Origin of the sequence: Bradyrhizobium sp. NBAIM03, from assembly GCF_020194055.1 — a bacterium.
In the GTDB taxonomy this organism is placed as follows: Bacteria; Pseudomonadota; Alphaproteobacteria; order Rhizobiales; family Xanthobacteraceae; genus Bradyrhizobium; species Bradyrhizobium yuanmingense.
The window spans coordinates 35,366-53,853 of record NZ_JADYVS010000027.1; the positions used below are offsets into that span (position 1 = coordinate 35,366).

At 58.8% G+C, this 18,488-nt stretch carries 12 protein-coding genes and 1 pseudogene; 8 read left to right on the forward strand and 5 right to left on the reverse strand.

Annotated elements, in window-relative coordinates; all coding sequences use genetic code 11:
- Positions 1–22: 22 nt before the first annotated feature.
- From I6F21_RS30205 to I6F21_RS30215, 3 genes are all read left to right on the forward strand, one after another.
- Positions 23–1,264 (forward strand): cytochrome P450, encoded by a 1,242-nt coding sequence (locus I6F21_RS30205; RefSeq protein WP_225183948.1) that lies wholly within the window; start codon positions 23–25, stop codon positions 1,262–1,264.
- A 278-nt stretch (positions 1,265–1,542) separates the two neighbouring features.
- A complete protein-coding gene (locus I6F21_RS30210) occupies positions 1,543–1,896 on the forward strand; it encodes a hypothetical protein (RefSeq protein ID WP_225129472.1) in 354 nt (117 codons plus the stop codon).
- 543 nt (positions 1,897–2,439) lie between these two features.
- Positions 2,440–4,653 (forward strand): hypothetical protein, encoded by a 2,214-nt coding sequence (locus I6F21_RS30215; protein WP_225183949.1) that lies wholly within the window; start codon positions 2,440–2,442, stop codon positions 4,651–4,653.
- An 827-nt stretch (positions 4,654–5,480) separates the two neighbouring features.
- Here I6F21_RS30215 and I6F21_RS30220 read toward each other — a convergent pair.
- Together I6F21_RS30220 and I6F21_RS30225 are read right to left on the reverse strand one after the other, a co-directional pair.
- Positions 5,481–5,690 (reverse strand): hypothetical protein, encoded by a 210-nt coding sequence (locus tag I6F21_RS30220; RefSeq protein WP_225129470.1) that lies wholly within the window; start codon positions 5,688–5,690, stop codon positions 5,481–5,483.
- Between the two features lie 646 nt (positions 5,691–6,336).
- Positions 6,337–7,683, reverse strand: a complete 1,347-nt coding sequence (locus I6F21_RS30225; protein ID WP_225129468.1) for an MFS transporter — start codon at positions 7,681–7,683, stop codon at positions 6,337–6,339.
- A 1,744-nt stretch (positions 7,684–9,427) separates the two neighbouring features.
- Here I6F21_RS30225 and I6F21_RS30230 point away from each other — a divergent pair.
- Both I6F21_RS30230 and I6F21_RS30235 read left to right on the forward strand, forming a co-directional pair.
- Complete coding sequence (locus I6F21_RS30230; protein ID WP_225183950.1) at positions 9,428–9,748, forward strand: hypothetical protein; 321 nt, start codon at positions 9,428–9,430, stop codon at positions 9,746–9,748.
- An 847-nt stretch (positions 9,749–10,595) separates the two neighbouring features.
- Positions 10,596–10,904: a hypothetical protein gene (locus I6F21_RS30235; protein ID WP_225144526.1), complete on the forward strand. Its 309-nt coding sequence runs from the start codon at positions 10,596–10,598 to the stop codon at positions 10,902–10,904.
- Between the two features lie 1,276 nt (positions 10,905–12,180).
- On the opposite strand, the pseudogene I6F21_RS30240 reads toward I6F21_RS30235, so the two are convergent.
- A pseudogene (locus I6F21_RS30240) lies at positions 12,181–12,447 on the reverse strand (zincin-like metallopeptidase domain-containing protein); the annotation flags it as partial.
- Between the two features lie 640 nt (positions 12,448–13,087).
- On the opposite strand from I6F21_RS30240, the gene I6F21_RS30245 reads away from it, so the two are divergent.
- The 3 genes from I6F21_RS30245 to I6F21_RS30255 all read left to right on the forward strand — a co-directional run bounded on the left by I6F21_RS30245 (position 13,088) and on the right by I6F21_RS30255 (position 15,438).
- A complete protein-coding gene (locus I6F21_RS30245) occupies positions 13,088–14,152 on the forward strand; it encodes a transposase family protein (protein ID WP_225183951.1) in 1,065 nt (354 codons plus the stop codon).
- Between the two features lie 100 nt (positions 14,153–14,252).
- On the forward strand, positions 14,253–14,615 hold the full coding sequence (locus I6F21_RS30250; RefSeq protein ID WP_225129460.1) for a hypothetical protein: 363 nt from the start codon (positions 14,253–14,255) through the stop codon (positions 14,613–14,615).
- A 238-nt stretch (positions 14,616–14,853) separates the two neighbouring features.
- On the forward strand, positions 14,854–15,438 hold the full coding sequence (locus tag I6F21_RS30255; RefSeq protein ID WP_225183952.1) for a hypothetical protein: 585 nt from the start codon (positions 14,854–14,856) through the stop codon (positions 15,436–15,438).
- 976 nt (positions 15,439–16,414) lie between these two features.
- On the opposite strand, the gene I6F21_RS30265 is transcribed toward I6F21_RS30255, so the two are convergent.
- Both I6F21_RS30265 and I6F21_RS30270 read right to left on the reverse strand, forming a co-directional pair.
- Positions 16,415–16,873 carry a hypothetical protein gene (locus tag I6F21_RS30265; RefSeq protein WP_225183953.1) on the reverse strand — a complete coding sequence of 153 codons (459 nt, stop codon included), beginning with the start codon at positions 16,871–16,873 and terminating at the stop codon, positions 16,415–16,417.
- A complete protein-coding gene (locus I6F21_RS30270) occupies positions 16,822–17,829 on the reverse strand; it encodes a radical SAM family RiPP maturation amino acid epimerase (RefSeq protein ID WP_225129453.1) in 1,008 nt (335 codons plus the stop codon). The genes I6F21_RS30265 and I6F21_RS30270 overlap by 52 nt, the downstream gene beginning before the upstream one ends.
- Between the last annotated feature and the right edge of the window lie 659 nt (positions 17,830–18,488).

Genomic DNA, 18,488 nt, shown 5'->3' on the forward strand with positions numbered 1-18,488 from the left:
GAGCAGAATCTGCGGAGATGATATGGAAAGGCGATTGGAAGATTATAGAGCTGACGACGCGTGTGTTGTCCCGCTAAGAAATCTGGATGTAAGCGAGGCCAAGCGCTTCCAAGACGACAGCATATGGGGGTGCTTCGAGCGGTTGCGAAGGGAAGATCCCGTTCACTACTGTCAAGACAGCCCTCATGGCCCATATTGGTCCCTGACGAAATACCGGGATATCGTAGCGGTAGACACAAACCACAAAGCATTCTCGTCAGAGCAAGGTGTCACTATTGTTGACGTGCCTGCCGAGCACTGGACCCAGAGTTTCATCAAGATGGGACCTCCTCAGCACGCCGAGCAGCGTAATACCGTGAGTCCAATAGTCGGACCGGAAAGCTTGGCGAAACTCGAAATCTTGATCCGCTCTCGGGTCAGGGCGATTCTAGACGGCTTGCCGCGCAATGATGCCTTCAATTGGGTGGAGATGGTCTCCATCGAGTTGACGACGCAGATGCTCGCCACGTTGTTCGACTTTCCATTTGAGGATCGGCGACTCCTGACCTATTGGTCAGACGTAGCTGTTGGAACTCCGAAAGCAGGGCATGCGATCGACAGCTGGGATAAGCGAAGCACAATCTTATCCGAGTGCCTGGATTATTTCACACGGCTTTGGAACGAGCGCATCAATGCCGAGCCGCGCCTCGATCTGATTTCCTTGATGGCGCATTCGCCCGCCACACGCCATATGGAGCCGAATGAGTTTCTCGGGAATCTGATTCTGCTGATCGTTGGGGGGAATGACACCACGCGCAACTCGATTACCGGCGGCCTCCTGTTCATGAGTCAGCACCCCTCCGAACTGAGAAAACTAACCGACAATCCCAAGCTGGTCTGGAGTGCCGTGTCCGAGATTATTCGATACCAGACGCCGATCGCACACATGCGCCGCACCGCCGCGACCGATAGCATCGTAGGCGGGAAGCAGATCAGGAAGGGCGACAAGGTCGTCATGTGGTACATCTCCGGCAACCGAGACCAAGAGATCATTGAGAACGCCAACAGTTTCGTCATCGACCGCAAGAATGTACGGCAGCATCTCTCGTTCGGATTTGGTATCCATCGCTGTCTTGGTCGACATCTTGCGGAACTGCAGTTGAGAGTCCTCTGGGAAGAGATTTTGGGTGCGGGACTGGAGGTCAAGGTTGTCGGCGAACCCGAGCGAATTGCGTCCAACTTCGTGCACGGCTATTCCGCTCTCCCCGTGCGGATTGCAGCCTAGGCCCTGGTCGCTCCCGGTCTGGCAGCCGGCACGCGGTGGGGTGGGCCGTCCTGAACCATCTTCGCTTCTGCAAGCAGCGAAGATGGTTTGGTCGGCGCGAAACAATGGCTGCATGTAGGAATCTATATCAGCCGGGCAGATGTTCGAAGTACACGTGAGGAGCGATAGTGTAGCGCGCGGACGACTTGCAAAGCGCCTGACGCCGAAAAGCCAACCGCCACGGTAACTCCGATGCCGCGTCTCCGGGCTGCCTTGGGTAGCCGGGACCGCAGAGACTGATGAATTTGATGTTGAAGATTGTAGCGGTGGCAGCGATTTTCCTTGGAGAAGCGCTTTCGATATTCGCCGAGCTGATTGCCTCACGGCAATTTGGAAAGGCCGGCGGTGATCTGGCAATGCTGTTGCCGATGTTTCTCCTGATATCGTTCGGCGGCATCCTCCTCGTGTTCGGATACGCGCTGGGCTACATGCATCTGAAGAATATCTGGATCATTGTCGCGATATCGATGGGAGCGATTCTGGTAGTGGAACCGATGCTCACCCTCCTGCTCTTTAGAGACGTGCCGACAGCCGGTTCGTTGATAGGTTTGATGTTCGGTGCGATTGGTACCCTCGCTGCCATATTTCTATGAGTGTGATTTAACCGGCCTGGGCGCGGCCCGGCTTTGGCGAGATGTAGTTTGAAGGCTGCGCAACGTCGATTCTGCTCAGTTCGGACCTGGAGAATGTTGTTGCTGACGGCCTCCGGCGTCTCGCCACGCCCGTGTATGGCTGGTGACTTGGTAAGCTCTTCGGTCGAAGTCTGTTTGCTGGATAGCGGGACGCGTGTTGCGAGCGCAGGTCTGCCGATAGACATACGCTAGCCATTCCTGCTTGGCCAAAATTGCCGTCCAGGAGGCCGTTGGGGATGACTTGGCCCAGTTCGCGTGCACCGAGGCACCGCATTGGGGCGGGACTATCTCGCGGGCAGGGCAGGTCGGGCCCCGGTCACGTCCTAGCTGATCACGCCGGCACTGATGCGGCTAGTTCAGCAACACGAGGAGCTGCGATGGAAGTCGAACACAAGGCGAGATCTTCTTTCTTGTGCATCCAGATGAATGCTCTTGGTCAGCTAGTCGTCAGCTGGGGGGCCTATCCAGACAGGCTGCGCACTCTCGACTATTCGGAGATGAAGTATGAAAGGTATTGGCCGAGCTGATTCATCACAGGGTGAGGCGGCGGGAGCCGACAGCGCCGGGGAATTGAGCCGTTCGAGCCTGGAGCCTGGTCTCTTCCCTGGGGAACGCGGTCAATCCTTCGATGCCGTCCTGGAGCGGATGCGCTCCGGGCCTCAAGACAGAACTGCGGCTTCAGATATGGCGGCGCCAACGCGCAACGAGATCAAGGCGGCAAAGCGAAACTTGGACAGCCTGCTTGAGAAGTTTGAAGCTTGCCGTCGAGCGGCCACGCAACGCTGCAACTTGGAAAAGGCGCAAGAGCTGATCGATCGAGTGGTCGAAGCAGGCTCAGCAGTTCTGGAGCATTACGCGAATCTGCCTGCCAATTTGGCGCGTCGTATCCTGCCTGACGATCAGGCTCGCCGGCTCCGCGACGACACGCTGGATGCGGGGAACCAATGTAACAAAGCGGCCACCCATATCATTTACCAACTTGAGAACAGGAGAGAGCAAGCAGCAGCCCTGCTCGACCATGTCAAAGACACCGCTCCGCCCGAGCAGCTGAGCCGCGTCGTTGCGGGCGTCGCCAACCAATATGCTGCCTGCATGGAGTGGTGGGGAAAGAAGGCGCTGCGCTTCGAGCGGATGCAGTCAGTCTGTGCGGCTACTGCCCACTTGCCAAGCAGCACGCCCGAGATGCGCAAGGCCGAAGAGGCGGAACTCAGGCTCAATACGGGCTGGGCGCTCACTACCAAGTGTATGTATCTGCAATCGCGGATCGCTCTCGCGCAGCTCTTGATTGAGTCGCAAGCGAGCACGTTAGCACCAGAGGCGCGAGCCGCCCTCATGGACGAGAGCGGGAGGGTGCGTCTGCTCGGGACTTTTGTTGGAGATGTTTTTCCGGCATTTGTTTCGACGGGCGACGCCGTTCGCGGAGGAGCGGTGCTCGACGCCGAGCACCGCGCCGTTCTGGAAGGAGTGATGGAACGGCTTTCGGAATTTGCATCCCAACTGAGGGGCATGCTTGCCCCCCTGAGGGAGGCTGGAACGCAAGCTGACCTTCCTTTGCAGTTGCTTGGCGAGATCGTGGACGGTGCGTGGGTGACGGCGAACGACGTCATGCGGCTGCTGGCATTGCAGCCAAAGACGGAAGTGACGATTGAACCGCCGGCTTGGGCTGCGCTGCCAGAAAACACTGCCCTGGTGGGTGAAGGCACTCCAGTGCGCAGAAAGGGCAAAGCAAGGCGCGGAGCAGCCGCAGGCGAGGGGAGTTCGACGGCCAGCCCGCCTGCGGCGCAACTCGCCAGGCCCGATGTCACGACGGCCCCCACGGGCAAGGTCATCGTGCTCTCGGATCTCGGTACAAAGAAACTCGCCATGCCGGAGGAGGCAGCTGCGTCATCCTCTGCGACCGATCACCTCCAGATGTGGCAGGCTCCGCCCTCCAGGAAGGCACTGCCGGGATTACTTGAGCGATTGGACGAGCTGCTGCAGTTCGATCTGCGGGCTCAGCAAAGCGCCGTCTCGCAAGCGCGCCAGATGAAGCCCGAGGACGCCGAACATGTCCTGAATCGCGTGATCAAGCGCTTGCAGACGCAGTCCTCCGAGATTGAGGCCTGTGTAGTCGCGCTGGAGGAGCCTCGCCGACGGGGCATGCTCACGGCTGCGCAGGTGCCCGAAGTGCACGAAAAGATAGTCCGGCTTCAAAGGATGGGGTCCGAGGTTCAGGGGCAGGCAAAGTCATTGAGCGCGCGAAAGGCAGCAATCACGAGCGATTGCATGAAGACCTATGCGTTTCCATCGCAGAAATACCTTGCACAGTTGCGGGCAGCGGGGGAACTGGCGTCAGTGGATCCACCTCGCGCCTTGAAGGGAGAGCCAGGGACGCTGTTCGAAATCAAGCTACAGCCCATGGCGCTGAGCAATGGCGGGACGCCAAGGCCGACGTGGGTACACATCCATACCAAGCGGCCGGTACATGCCTGGCAATTGGCAACGCTGGGCGATCGCGAATTCGCCGCTAGCCACGTGAAGTCTGACGAACAGCGCGGCTACAATCAGCACTGGCAGAACGCTCGAGCCGCCGAGGGGCACGAGAACGTCGTGGTCCACCGCGGCAAGCTTACTCCTGCGTTCTGTAGGTCCTTGTTGAGCACCGCCGCTGGCCAGCCGTGGCAGCCCCTTCCCGACCCGGAGCACGCTTCAGCTCAGATGGCTCGACTGGGGATCTAGTGAGCTGGTTGTCTTGCGGCGGTGAGCCGTCGGCGTGAGTTCATGCCTTTCGGACCGGCTCGGCGGATTGCCTGAGCTGCGCTGAGCGTCGTCGGGCTCCAGCTCACAGAAGGCTGGAGCCTGGGAGAGAACACTGCTTACGGGAGGGGTATCGGCTGGCGATCCGGAGGATGGTGGGTCGTCGTACAAGCAAGCTGCCATTCTCTGCTGTGGCGAACATCGGCGCTCGGACGAGAAGCTGGGCCGCTGACTATTGCAGGCGGGAGATATACCAGATGCTGGCGGCGATACGCCCGGTGTCACAGTGCTTTCACCAGCCTGCCCGCGGCGAACTGGCGCGCAAACTCTTCGGGCGAGCTTCAACGGATCGCGGATGGTCCGGATGTACGGGAGCTGAGCGTCCCGGCCGCTTTGACGAATCAAACCGGGCGGTGCACAACAACGCCGCCTGTTTGCTACTCTAGCATCAGCCTACGACGGCCCCAGCATCACGCCTCCTTGGCCCCCCCAAAAGATGCTGGGCTTGTCGTTCTTCGTTGAGCGTCTCAATCCGAGTAAGTCGGAGCTTCTTCGTTTCAACTGCAATGGCGCCGGGCGCCGCGGAGACAATTTCAGTACACCGGCGTATGGTCAGTCATTTCCCTGCTTTTTTCACTCGCCGCCACGAGTGAGCAACGGTGGCACCGTCGGAAGAGCAGGCTGCGCCGCACGATCAGCTTGGTGGGACTGTTCATTGTGTCATGGCGCGAGCTCGCGACAGCAATCCGTAAGACGGGCCTGGCCGAGCTTTTACAGCTGGATGCCGTGCTCCCTAAGCACCCGGTGCATCACCTCGCTTTTGATCTCGCAGGCGATCTCGTTGACGATTTAACCTCGGCATCGTCCGTCAGACCCGCTTCGGCCAGCCGTTGCTTCAGCCAAATTTGAAACTCGTCGCCCATCGCATCGATGAGCCGATCGTCGATTGCTGCATACTTATCCATTCGGTCAATAGATCTGATCAAGAAAATCAATTTTACCGCTTGCAGCGTGGTCATATAGACCCTCGAGGGCGGCTGGGGCTAACCTAGGGAAGCGATATCTCGAATGAAAAAGTCTGTGTTAGTGACTGCGAGCGCCCTCGCGCTTGCAACGGCGGTAATGCCTCCTTTTGCTGCAAACGTTGCCGCGCAGCCGGTTGCGGCGAGTGCGCCGGTAGCCGATACATCATATCCTGAGTGCGTGGATGACCCGTTGAATGGTATCTGCGATCTGTTTTTTTGCTTGACGGATCCCTCGTGCGTCCAGCACTGACAGCGGGAAACATATCAAGCAGAGATGAGGATTGACCCTCGTGCGGCCGCTGCTCCGACAGCGGCCGCATCCTCATGCCGTACTTGCGCTAGTAGATAGTACAAGCCGCGCCTTCTTGTTCTCTAAACGACGATCAGAGTGACGGCTCACTTACAGCCTTTCGGTGACATCCGCCGATCGTGCAACTGCCGCATCGACCAAGATCGGGTAAATGGGGAAAAGTCATTTCAGACGGAGACGCTGCGCTCCGACAGGAGCTGCTGCTCGATGTAAAGCTGCTCGAATTTTCAGGATAGATTCTCTTTTACGTGCTGGCCCCATACCCGTCCTCCGGCTCGATGTTTCGCATTTCGGACATCATAGATGTCATCCTTACCTGTTCGGGCATGACTAGGGCAGCGGTCGTGCCGGTACGGCCATTCGTCTATGGTCGGGCACATAATTGAGTGGCGCCGTCTCCGGCATCATAAGCATGGCACAAAGCGCGGCCGCGCCCGCGAAGAGCATGTACCAGGCGGGCACGAGTGCACTCCCGGTAAGGTGGATGAGCCAGGTGACGATCGGTTGAGCTGTGCCTCCAAAAATCGCTATCGCAAAAGCGTAGATCGTCGCGAACGCGCGACCACGAATGTACTTGGGCAAACCTTCGGCCATGCTCACGTAGAAGGCGCTATACGGAATCGTTCCGATCAGGGTGAGGACGCCGAGACCTCCTAGAAGTGCCAAGGCACTGCGGCTCTCTGCAATCCACAAGAATACCGGATAGGTCATCAGTAATGCAGTGACCTGCGGCCATATCATGATACGCCGACGGCCTACGCGGTCGGCGAGCAGGCCGCCCAGCAGTGCTGCAGAAATTCCGACCGTGTTGCTGATGAGCGTAGTAGCAAAGGCGAGAGGCGTGGAAACGCGGAGGGTGTTCAACGCGTAGGTCGTCATGTATCCCGTAACATAAGTCGTGATCGTGCAGCTGGCCAAGATGACAAATCCCAAGCTCATGATGCGGCGATCGGTAGGTGGTCGCCCCTCGGGCTGGGTGACAAGAACCGGCGCCTCGGGGCGGTGCAGCGTTTCGGGCAGGACGCTCCGCAACCAAAGTCCAAACGGCAACGTAGCCGCGCCGAGCAACAGCGCGACCCGCCATCCGTACGCATTGAGCGCTTCGCTTGTCATGGTGAGCGAGAGTATTTCTCCAACCAACGCTCCGGCCGTCGCAGCTACCTGTTGGCTCGCGGGCTGAAAGGAGACCGCAAGACCGCGGGCTTTGGTGGGGGCCGCCTCCATCAAGTAGGCTGTCGTTGGACCGACTTCACCTCCGAGAGCAAAGCCCTGCAGCAAGCGTGCGAAAATGGCTAGCAACGGAGCGGCAAGTCCTATTGTCTCGTACGATGGCGTGATAGCCAATAACAGGACCGCGGCGCTCATCATGGCAAAGCTGGCGGTCATCGCGGGTCGGCGGCCGGCCCGATCCGAATACGAGCCGAGCACGATGGCTCCGATCGGCCTGGTCACAAAACCTGCGCCGAAGGTTCCGAGTGACAGCATGAGGCTGACGAACTGGTCAGTTGCCGGGAAGAACGCCTGACCGATCTGTATTGCGAAAAAGCTATAGGTCCCGAAGTCGTAGAATTCGATAATGTTGCCGATGGTTGCGCCCAACACCGCGCGGCGTGTCAAGCGTTCGTCTGCCGGACCGAGGACCGGCTCCAGCCCCTCTGGAGTAAATTGCCTCGCCATCCTCGACCTGATCTGGAGCGCGATCCATGGCCCGAACATTTCGACCAGACAGGTCGCGCAAAGTTGCATTCCACTTGCCCGAGCTCGTCCTCACGGCCATCGCCTGTTCACATGTAGGCTGAAGCGTGTCACGACGAACCTCACGGTAAGCTCTGCAATAAAAATGCCCGCCTTTCGTGGCCCATTTTACCCTTGATCTGATCGCTGGCCTTCCCGGCAAGACAAATATGAGACCTGCTATAGTTGTCGGGCACCCAGACATCGCGCTGCTTTGGCGAGTTTGGGACAAATTGGCGGGCGCCGAACACGATTGGCGATGTCTCGCGCCCTTTCAGCCTCGGCCAGGTTGCGTCCGCTCCTTAAGGAGTCAGCGTGCCACGCCCTTCGTCGCCAAGGCGCTTGCCGCCGCTCAGCGCTCCTGCCGCTCTCTCTCGCGCGGCGGACAAGATCCACCAATCATCAGTGCTCCACCTTTGCGTCCCGGCCGGGTCGCCGGCGAGTGGGCGAACGCCTGCTCGCGGGACGCTCGCGTCTGGCGACCATCAAGACCTAGGTCGTCCAGTCATAACGTGCGTTCGGCGCCGCTCGCCCGCATCTTGGCTATCTCCTGCGCGAGGGCATCAGCCGGGACGGGGAGAAGGCCCGGCTATTCGGCCCCGACGCCGACGAGGCCGATCTCAAGTCGTTCGGGGAGCGCTGCCAAAGGTTCAGGGGGCGTACATCTTGGTCAACCACTTAGAGAGCTGTTAAGGCAAACCAGTGACGCATCCCCAGGAGCTACTGTTCGTGCGCCCGCAACGGGCGAGCACGAATGTGGCCTACGGTTCTTCGCCAACGGACGCTTGGAGGAAGCGGACATTTCAGCGGCGACCTCGCCACCGCGCGCACGAATTACGACGATTTTCCTTATTCAGGACACCAGTGAATTCTCTTTCCAACGCCCTGACACGAGTGCCATCTGCATGACGCAGAGCGTCGATAGCAGCCGGGACAAAGTTGGCGGTTCGTATTGCCTCACCTGAGAACGTAGCGTTCCGCTTGACCGATGTAGCTCCGGCTGTCACTCGGATGTTGTATCATGGCGCGCAGGGTTCGAGGCACTGGGGACTTCGCGGACTACCCACTACACGCAGCGGCGGCCGCAGTCCCCGGATCACCGGCACCGCCGCACCTTTAGCCGTGCTCGGGATGATCGTCTCGGCTGGTTTGCGTCTCAGCGATTTCGTTATCTCAGGTGAACACTTCGCTCCGCGCTTGCCGGACTCTCACGTAGGTCTCGCTCTCGTCTGTTCTCGCGCTCGCGCGACTATCGTGGCCATTCTGGTTAGCGGCCCCGAGCATAGGCTCGAAGCGTCAGCCAGAACGACGGGTCGAGGGCAGAGGTCGAAATGCACATGTTCGGTGCAAGACTGAGTCTGGTCGCGGTCCGCATCACCTGGACCTCCTAACCAGCTTTACGCTCAGGTGAACGCAATGCACGACGCAGACCCGCGCGCCGACTGCGAGGCCAGGCGGAATGAGACTTGGCCCGGAGATGATCGCATCAGAGGGGGCAGCTGCGGCCGCGGGTTTGTCTCCTTTCATGAATGAAGCTGGACCATCATCACCTGCCGCACCTGAGGAAGCGGTAGATGTCTCATTCGCCGCTCCACAGAGATTTTCACACGGTTCGCAAATCGCCCCTGACGCCATGGTTGAGAGGCTATTCCACCACGGTCTCTTGCCGGACTCGGACCAGCCGACGATGACCTATGAAATCCAAGGTCACCGCTACACGGCCGGTTTGGATGAGTCCAATCGCGTTCGTCTTGTTCATAACCCCGCGGAGGACCAAGTGGTTGGGGCCGGCCGGGCGGGAGTACCGGACTTCGGAGCCTTCTTTGCGGAGAAATGGCGCTACGGAATGCCGCTAGGACAGCAATGGGCCACACCTGCCCTAATGGACAAGCTGCGCGAAGAAGGTTTCATGCCGACCGCAGATAACCCCGCCACAATCCTACTTAACAATCGGGCCTACAAAGCCGAATTAGTGGAAGGAGGGTTCGTTAGGCTTACAAGGGTATGAGACGCAACCCGACGGTGAAGCGATCGCGCCGGACTGGAGGCCTGCGATCACTTCGGTTGTCCTTACCTGGAGAGACATTCGCCGCTTAACAGTGGACTGTTCGCGCCGCCAGTGGGTACGCATCATTGGACCCCCTGGCAGCCCACGAGATGCACGGTCATCCTTGCCATTTCATCTGCGTGGTGCCGGCCTGTCATCCGGCCTGCCATATTGCGCCCGTATTGCCTCCCCTGCCGGTGTGACTTTCGCTTAAACGATGTAGCTCCCGCTGTGGGCCAGTCCGAGATTCCACGATGGCGCGCAGAATCGGAGGGACTGGAGACGTCGCGGAATGCCCATTACACGCGGCCAGCGTCGCAGCTTTGCGCCGTGCGGGATGATCGTTTCGGCTGATTTGCGTCGGAGCCATCCCAACAAGCGCTGCACGATGGTGTGCTGCGGGCCGAACTGTTTGGGGCGTTGCTCAGCGAGGCGACCGAGAATTGCCAGCGCCCTCAGACGGGGCTCGGCCGCCAACCAGCGCTCGACGTCGGCTGGATTCGCGCAAATTGGGCAGCGAAACCGGTGACCGTGGAGGGCTTACTCGGAAACGGCGTAGGCCCTGCCTGTGCGAGCGTCAATAACTTGCGGACGCGGAGGTATTCTCAAGGAGCTCGCAGCAAAGGTCGCGTAACCGAGAACGACGGTCGCAAGTGGCTTTGCGTGGCAGTGCAATCGCGTGAGCGTATTTATCGGATGGAAATCCTATCAGTTGGCACTACCAGATCTGGGCGTTTTGCAAGCAGCACCTGAACCGTAGGATTACGACACAGATCGCATGCAGCTTCGAAACGCGGAAAAGAACGCCATGGCGAACATCAATCTTAATTCCGAATCTCTTGCAGGTGCACGCGCCGGACAGCGGGCCATCACCGCCCTAAAAGTCATTGAACGGAGAGCGCTGGCCCCGAGACGCCGAGGTTTCCAGATGATACGCGGAATGAACCCGATGGCGCGGATGGTCGCAGCAACGAGGCGCGCACTCGCCATGTACGATCTCGACCGGTGCTGCGCAATCTGGTGGCTCTATTGTCTCCATTTCGGATTCACCGGCGACGTGATGTTGGGGCTCGCCGCGGTCTCGGTTGCCCACGAGAGATCCCGCTGCGGAATTTAGAAATCGTGCATCGAGCGCATCCCAGCCCGATGGCGCGCGCAATCGACTTTGAATCGAGTTCGTCCGGAGCAGGCAGCGGCGTCAGCAAGCCCGTCTTTGCTCATTCTCGGCGGACGATGGTATCTCCCCGGGGATGAATCTGAGCGATCAGCTACGCCCTCAGTCTACCCTATCAGTCCAAGGCCGATTTCTCGTTAATACCCACCAGGCATTTCGTGTGAACAGCCCTCAAGGCAAAGCCGGTGCGTTAGCCTCTCGATCTCCTGGCTAACTTCATTGGCAGTGCGGATGCGGATAGGGAGGACATCGAGTAAGAAATCCGACACCGGCTGTGACGGTTCGGTGAAGAGCGGCGGTCTGGCGGCAGCCCCACCCACCGGCGCTGACTGAGCATCGTCTCGCATCTGCTGCGGTGTGTACGGCAGATCAACGAAAGAGTTGAGTGCTCGTCGAGGCGAACGCTGCGCTAGGCGTCTCCCCTGAACAGGTGGGTGGGGCTGCCGCCAGACCGCCGCGGTTCACCGGACCATCGGACGCGCCATCCTGCCAATCCTCGTCGAGTCGGTATCCGATGTCCTCAAGCTCCTGGAGTACGCCCGACCGCGCGACGAAGAACGCGGGTTTACCGGCGGGGCTGAGCACCGGCGCTGACTGAGCATCGTCTTGCATCTGCTGCGGTGTGTACGGCAGATCAACGAAAGAGTTGAGACCGCGGTAGATGTCTGATGACTGAGCTGGCGCGTCTGATGGTTCGGTGAAGAGCGGCGGTCTGGCGGCAGCCCCACCCACCGGCGCTGACTGAGCATCGGAGCTGATCCTATTATGGATAGGCTTTCCAGAAGCTGACGAGGCCGTCGCTCGTGAGGCAATGCATCGCGACATCTGCAGAACGAAACGGCCCTGCGGCTCTCGATCGTCGTGGGGCTTCATGGGTTTCAGGACCCGCCTTCCTCCCGGCCGATGAAGTCTTGCGGCGGCATGGGAGCCGACGACTGGTCATTGCTCGGGTTGCAAAACGGCATACCGGCGGCGCCGCAGGTGCACGCACGGGTGCCAAGCCACGGTTGATCCGAATCGTTCTCGCAAATCCGCCTTCCGCGATTCGTTCCTCGTTCATTCGCTCTCTCATCGGCTATTCACCAAGGAGAGGGTAATCCTTTTCGCCGAAGGGGCTCATGGCGCGAGCTTGTATTCACCCCCGACTTTCATGGCGAGTTTGATCTGAGCTATTTGGAGTTAAAATGACGAGGTCCAGATCGATTATTTCCGCCGCGGCTCAGGCCGCGGCGGAATTTTTGGCCTGAAACCGATACAGGAAGTCCGCCGCCCGCTGGACGAAGTTTGAAGATCGCGCGTTTGTCGTTCTTCAGCACCTTGATCTAAGAGGGCATATAGGAGGCGTGCCCCTCCCTCACCTCCGGTATCAGGCCCAATCGGCGGACAGAAAGGCCGCGCCAAGCTCTGCGACCAACTTTTCCATGGCATAGCCTTCATCGCCGAAGCGCTTGCGGCCGAACTCGCGATTCAGGCGGCTCTCGTGGCGGTATGTAGTGTCCAACGCCACTCATTGCGCGCGTCGCGGCAGAATGGAAGTACGTGGCCCTCACCTTTTCAGGTGATGTACCGACCTTCGCCAGAGTACCCGCGAAGCTTGTCGGAGATAGCAGCGGGATTGGTCGGGGCAAGATGTAGAAACAGTGCGGGCGCGGCTCGGTGCTAACCGACCCGGGGGCTGAAGCCAGGCCAACTAGTCCCTACCACATCCGCACTGCCGTTGAGACTAGCGGAAAAGTGACTCGGCGCCGATCGATCTGGAGCGATAACGCTGTCCCTGTCACATCCCGTTAATCCCAAGGGCTCTGTATCTGTCATAGCTTACCGCAAGCTGACAGGCCTTTTGCGCAGTCGGTCAATAATAATGGGCTATCAACACCCCTCAATCCGCCACGGAAATTCCTGCAACCACTCAGACGTGCTGTCTGTGCTGTCAGTCGTCACGACTTCAGGATCACCCGGACGGTTTAGGCTGCTGATCAGTGAGACATTGTCGGTTGAGGACCACACCATCGTAGATTGTCGGGCGACATGGGAAATTGCCCCCCATATTGCCTCGCTAAAAATGTTACCGGACAACTTCCCTGTCGTGTCTGGGGCGGAGCTGCCGAATCAGATCGGTGGCGGCTATGGCAGGGAAGATCAGCATGCGCGCAAAGCGCGAGATCACATCAGCGCTGGCCGAGCGTTATCGGGCAAGCGGGCGGCTCGAGAAGGGACGGATCCTAGACGAGCTGTGCGCCGTTGCGGGATGGCATCGCAAGCACGCGATCCGAGCGCTGTCAGCGGACGGGGCATCGGGGTCGGCCGTGCCGCGGCGGCGGGGCCGGACCTACGGAGCTTCCATTCGTATGGCACTGATTGTGCTATGGGACTCGTCTGACCGGCTCTGCAGTAAGCGGCTCGTCGCGATGATCCCGTTCTTGCTTCCGGCTCTTGAACGGCACGGCAGATTGAAGCTTTCTGCTGATGAGCGGTCTAAGGTTTTGAGGGTGAGCGCGGCGACGATCGATCGCCTGCTGAGCGACGTAAGGATCGCAGCAGCCGGAGGACGCCGACGGCGGGCGGGCTTTTCCAGTGCCGTACGGCGGCAAGTCCCGGTGCGTACATTCAATGACTGGGGATCACCTCCGCCGGGGTACTGCGAAGCGGATCTGGTTGCGCACGGCGGCATGTCCGTATCCGGGGCCTTCATTCAGACGCTAACAATGGTGGATGTCGCAACGGGGTGGACCGAATGCTTTCCGCTTGTTGTGCGTGAAGCAGCGCTTGTGGTCGAGGCCCTCGAGCGCGCCCAGAACCTATTTCCCTGGCCCGTTTGCGGGCTCGATTTTGACAACGACAGCGCCTTCATGAACGACACGGTCGTCTCGTGGTGCCGTTCTCACGATGTCGAAGTCACTCGTTCCAGGGCCTACAAGAAGAACGATCAAGCGTTCGTTGAACAGAAGAATGGAGCTATCGTTCGACGTCTGGTGGGCTACGGGCGCTTTGAAGGCATTGATGCCGCTCGCTCATTAGCTCGCCTGTTTGCCGCGGCACGGCTGCACATCAATTTCTTCCAGCCCTCGTTTAAGCTGAAGGAGAAGCACCGCGAAGGTGCCAAGGTGATCAAGCGTTATCTTCCTCCCGCTACACCGTACGAAAGAGCATTGGTCCACCCGCAACGAGGCATTCAAACGTCGGCTGCGTGAGATTTACCGCACGCTTGATCCGGTGGCATTGCTGGCACAGATGAGGGACGCTCAAAATGAGCTGGGCAAGCGTGTTGATCAGCGGGCCGGAAAGCCAGCCATGACCGTCGCGCCGGTGCAAAGCGACTTGACCGCCTTTGCCCGAGAGCTCGGCGACGGTTGGAAGCAGGGTGAGCAGCGCGGCATTCATCGGCGCCGCTATGTGCGGCGCAAACCTGCGCCACGTCGGCCATCGATGCTCGACCCATACATTCCCATGATCGAGGAATGGCTCGCCGCGGCTCCGCACTTGTCCGCCGTCGATCTCCTCTCCCGGCTGGCAGCGCATGCGCCGGGTCAGTTCAGTGGCCATCAGCGGCGTACGGTGCAGCGGTTGGTGAAGAATTGGCGATCAAAGGTCGCTCGACAGCTCATCAGCAGCACCGAAACCATACTATCGTTCCAAGCTTCCCTCGCTGTCTAAATCCCACGTGTTGCTTTGCCGAATCACCGCAAGCCGCTCTCTCGCTACGGCGCTCTGGAGGGCGCGCTTCGCGAGCGGCTTGCTCGGACCCGCGGGGTCCAATTCGCGCGACAGCTGGGGGCGCTCGGTAACATTGTCATCTGAGGCAATATGAGGGGGCAGTTTTCCATGGCGCGGCAGTCCAGAAGACAAAGACTATATTCACTCGGTGCTACAATACCCCCCAAACAGAGCTGACGTGACGGGCCGTCTTGTCTGTACAGCTTGTATCTCACAACGCCTCGCTATCTTTTTAAACGGACTGGAGACGCACGGTATTGGCGGCGTTGTGGCTGGTTGCTCGATAAGTAAGGAAGGGTTTCGATGGTCCCCTGACACGCTGCACGTGATACTCAGAGGACAGAACTATCAGCCGTCGAACGATCTTCTTTCGAACATTACGACCTGCACACGACATGATGTGTTGGTTGTTCGCAATAATCTCAACGACGATAGAGTCGACTGTTTTGCAACCGGCTTTGCCTCAAACTTTGGTTTAGAGCGAAAAGAAATCGTTCAGAAGATACTAGCTGACCAGGATAACCTACCGTCTTTTCACACCGGCATGAAAGTTGGCTATGTCGTCTTCCACGATGTCACCACTCAACTCAGTACGATCTTTGATGTTCGTTCAGGCTCACACCCGAATTTGACATTTTCTGTGCAAGAAATGAATGGGCGGCTCAATCTTCACTTCGCGGTTTCCGGAAATGGCCGGGGCGCTTTACGGCGATCGTCTGGGCCCGAGGGTAATATCGCCTTTGTACCGCTTGATTATTCCTAATCTAAAGGGTCCTGGCTGTGCTGAAAGCATTTTTAAGCGCGACGGTATTTTTTAGCAGCATTGTCAGCGCTACCGCGATTGAGGAGCGACTACCGCAGCCGCTGCAAACAGGCGTGGCAGGACGGCAAAATCAGTGAAGTCATTGAGACTACGGTGTTACGACCTGTCCCGCCCTTGTCATCAAGCTGTTCTGGCTCGCATCCGTGTACGGATCGTGATGATCATTTCGTGAATAGATCCGGTAGGGCGCAGCCGTTCGCTAGGGGCGTCTTGTGGATCACGATCCTGATGTACGGCTTAACTACCGGATTGGGAAACGCGAACAAATCTGTCGAGCCTTCGACGAACATGTTTGCTCCGACCGGCGTGAGGGACGGCAGATGATCTTCAAGATAATCCAGATGAGCTCGATTTGGAAGCAAGCCCGTCCGACGGATAGAACGTGTAGCGCCCGCTCAAATCGGGCGCGATAATCTCAGCCGCTACAAAGTACGTCTCGACCCCGTGAACATCCTGGGTAGCACCCGACGCGACTGCAGCATCTTTAAGATGCTTCCATTTTCCGCGACCAGGAATCAGTTCAGTCTCTCAGGTAATTGAGCATACTATTGCAGGCGTCCTCGGCCTCAGCCAAGCTCTGCAGCGGCGAGCCGAGCACCCTGATCGCGCCACGGCTCTGGTCAAGCGGACGCCACGAAGCGACGTAGCCGAACCTTCCGCGGAAGCCAGGACCGGTCGGGCTCTGCAAGCTTATAACGAACGAGTAGCCGCCGCTGCGCGCACTCCAAATTTCCATGTTTTCGACAGCGCGGTGGAACTGCAGGGGCATCACGCACCGTTCGCCTGGGCAACTCGAGAATGAAATTCTTCCGGCGGACTCACTGGCGTACAAAATCCGAAACTCTAACCGCTGCCCGATGAAAGCGCAGTAACAGGTGAGCTGGTCTGCCAGGCGAAGCTGTCGTCTAAGTCCTCTTCAATCACCCCCGGCCGTGCATAACTGATCGAGCAGGTCGGCTACTGCGAGCACGCTCGTTCCGTCAGTCGTGACCTGCCTAACCAGCTCCGACGCTGTGCAGTTGCCATAGGCGATTAGATGGCCAACGGAAGTCGGAGCGATGTCGTCCTGCACCCGGTGTTCCATGTTGCGTGACCGGAGATGAAAGCATCGGTTCCCAGCCTCGTATTGCAAGTCCCTGCGGAAGCGGATCGGCAATTTGGGAGCTGGAATCTCGAGCACATGCTGGTCGATCATGCGCTGCAGCCCCTCGCGGAACTCGTCAGACCTCCTAAAGAAGCGTTCACTCAAGACGCGGTAGCCAAGAGGCCAGCGTTCGCTACCGGGCACCGGCGTCACCAATTGTAAACGTCCCTGCAGCATATTTACGAGAAAGCCGGAAACAAAGGCGATGGTCGTGTGATCGCTCTCCAGCAAGGCGATTGCATCATCTTTGTTGCCAGCCCTAAGTTTCTCGCTCCGGGCGCGCGCCCGGCAAAAGCCTTTGCAGTCAGCGCCTCCTTGCCCTGCAGGACGAGTTCGACACCGATCAGCTCCTCAGGCGAAAACGCCATGTGAATCTGGTCGAGATGTGTTGTGCTCAGCACGGAGAAACGGTTCGTCACGGTGCGATAGCGCTGGAACAGTTCGAGCACGCGCGTGGTGAGTGCGCGATCCCTGAGCGGGGCCGCCGTCGTTGTTTGTGGCAATGCGCCCGTGATCTGATAATAGTCGAATAGAAAGCGGTCGTAATGGGGGTTGTCCATAGGCTCTGTGGCCCAGTAGCAGAAACCAGTACGGGCTGCCGAACCAAACATCTCGCTCGCAATACCGACCACGGCGCGCCAAAGCGCTGCATGCTCTTCGCTATATTCGTAATAGCCTTTGAAGCGGTCGGCCGAGAGGCCGCAGAACCAGCAACCGATGGTGCAGCCGTCGCTCAGCTCGAAAGCGATGATGGGGTACGTGACCGAGGCCGCCGTTCCGCCCAATTCGTCGTTGCAGCGCCGGATGTGGCGCTCACGCCAGGCATGAAAGCGAGGGTTGATCGTCGACATTTCGCCCTCTTCGCGCAGGAGGTCGCGATCGCGCAACATGTCGCAGATAAACTCGTCCCACATCATAGCCAGGGGCCAGGGCGTAGACTCCGGCTTGAAGCGATATTTCAGGTAGCCGCCGCGCCAGAGAGGAAGCATCTTCATTGGGGCAACTTCGATGCCGTAGCGCTCTGTTACCGCTCGAGGAGAATGAACGTTCTCCGAAAGCGCCCTGCGGAACTCCAAGTCACCGGCCAGCCGCTCCATGAAGCGCTTGACGTGTGACAACGTGCGCAGTTGCTCGGGGGTACGCCGGTCAAAAATCCGTCGGCAGTGTTCGGTGGCAGTGTGCGTCATACGGTACGGGTACGCCCTGAAGCCGCATCTCTAGGCCTGAAAGCAATGATCTCACTCCTGACGAGGCGTGCTTTCAGTTCTGTTCGCACCGGATCGTTTCCTTCAGGACGAGCCAATGCGATCAGAGTGAAAATACGTCAGGCCGTGACAGCGACAACAACTACAATAAGCAAAACGATAGCGACTAGGTCACGGCCCGCTTCCGCGGCTTGCACGGCGCTCGTAGGTGCCTCCGACGTGGAACTAGCCAACGCAGTGGTATGCACAATCCTCCTCAAGCCTACACCGCTCAAATCCTGCTTGCCGCCGACAATCGCGTCGAGCTGCATCAACGCATGTCGGCGTGGCACTCGGATGCTGCTCCTAACCTCATCAAGCGTGAAATCGTAGCCGTGGCTCTTTCCGATCGCGAAGACCTGTAGCACTCTGCTTAACGTGTTCGAGCAGACTACCCTCTTTCGCTAGATTCTTGACAAACCGTTCTACCTCAGCCTGCGACATAGCCCGGCCTCTGCTAAATGTTTCTACCTAGCCGTCGCCTTGGAAGCGATCGGTGATGACACCTTAACAAAGCAATCCGCATACCAAACTGACATCGCTGCTTTTGCGCTTTGTCTGAGCGTGCGTATCGTCAACTTTCCGACATTGGTCTCGAACAT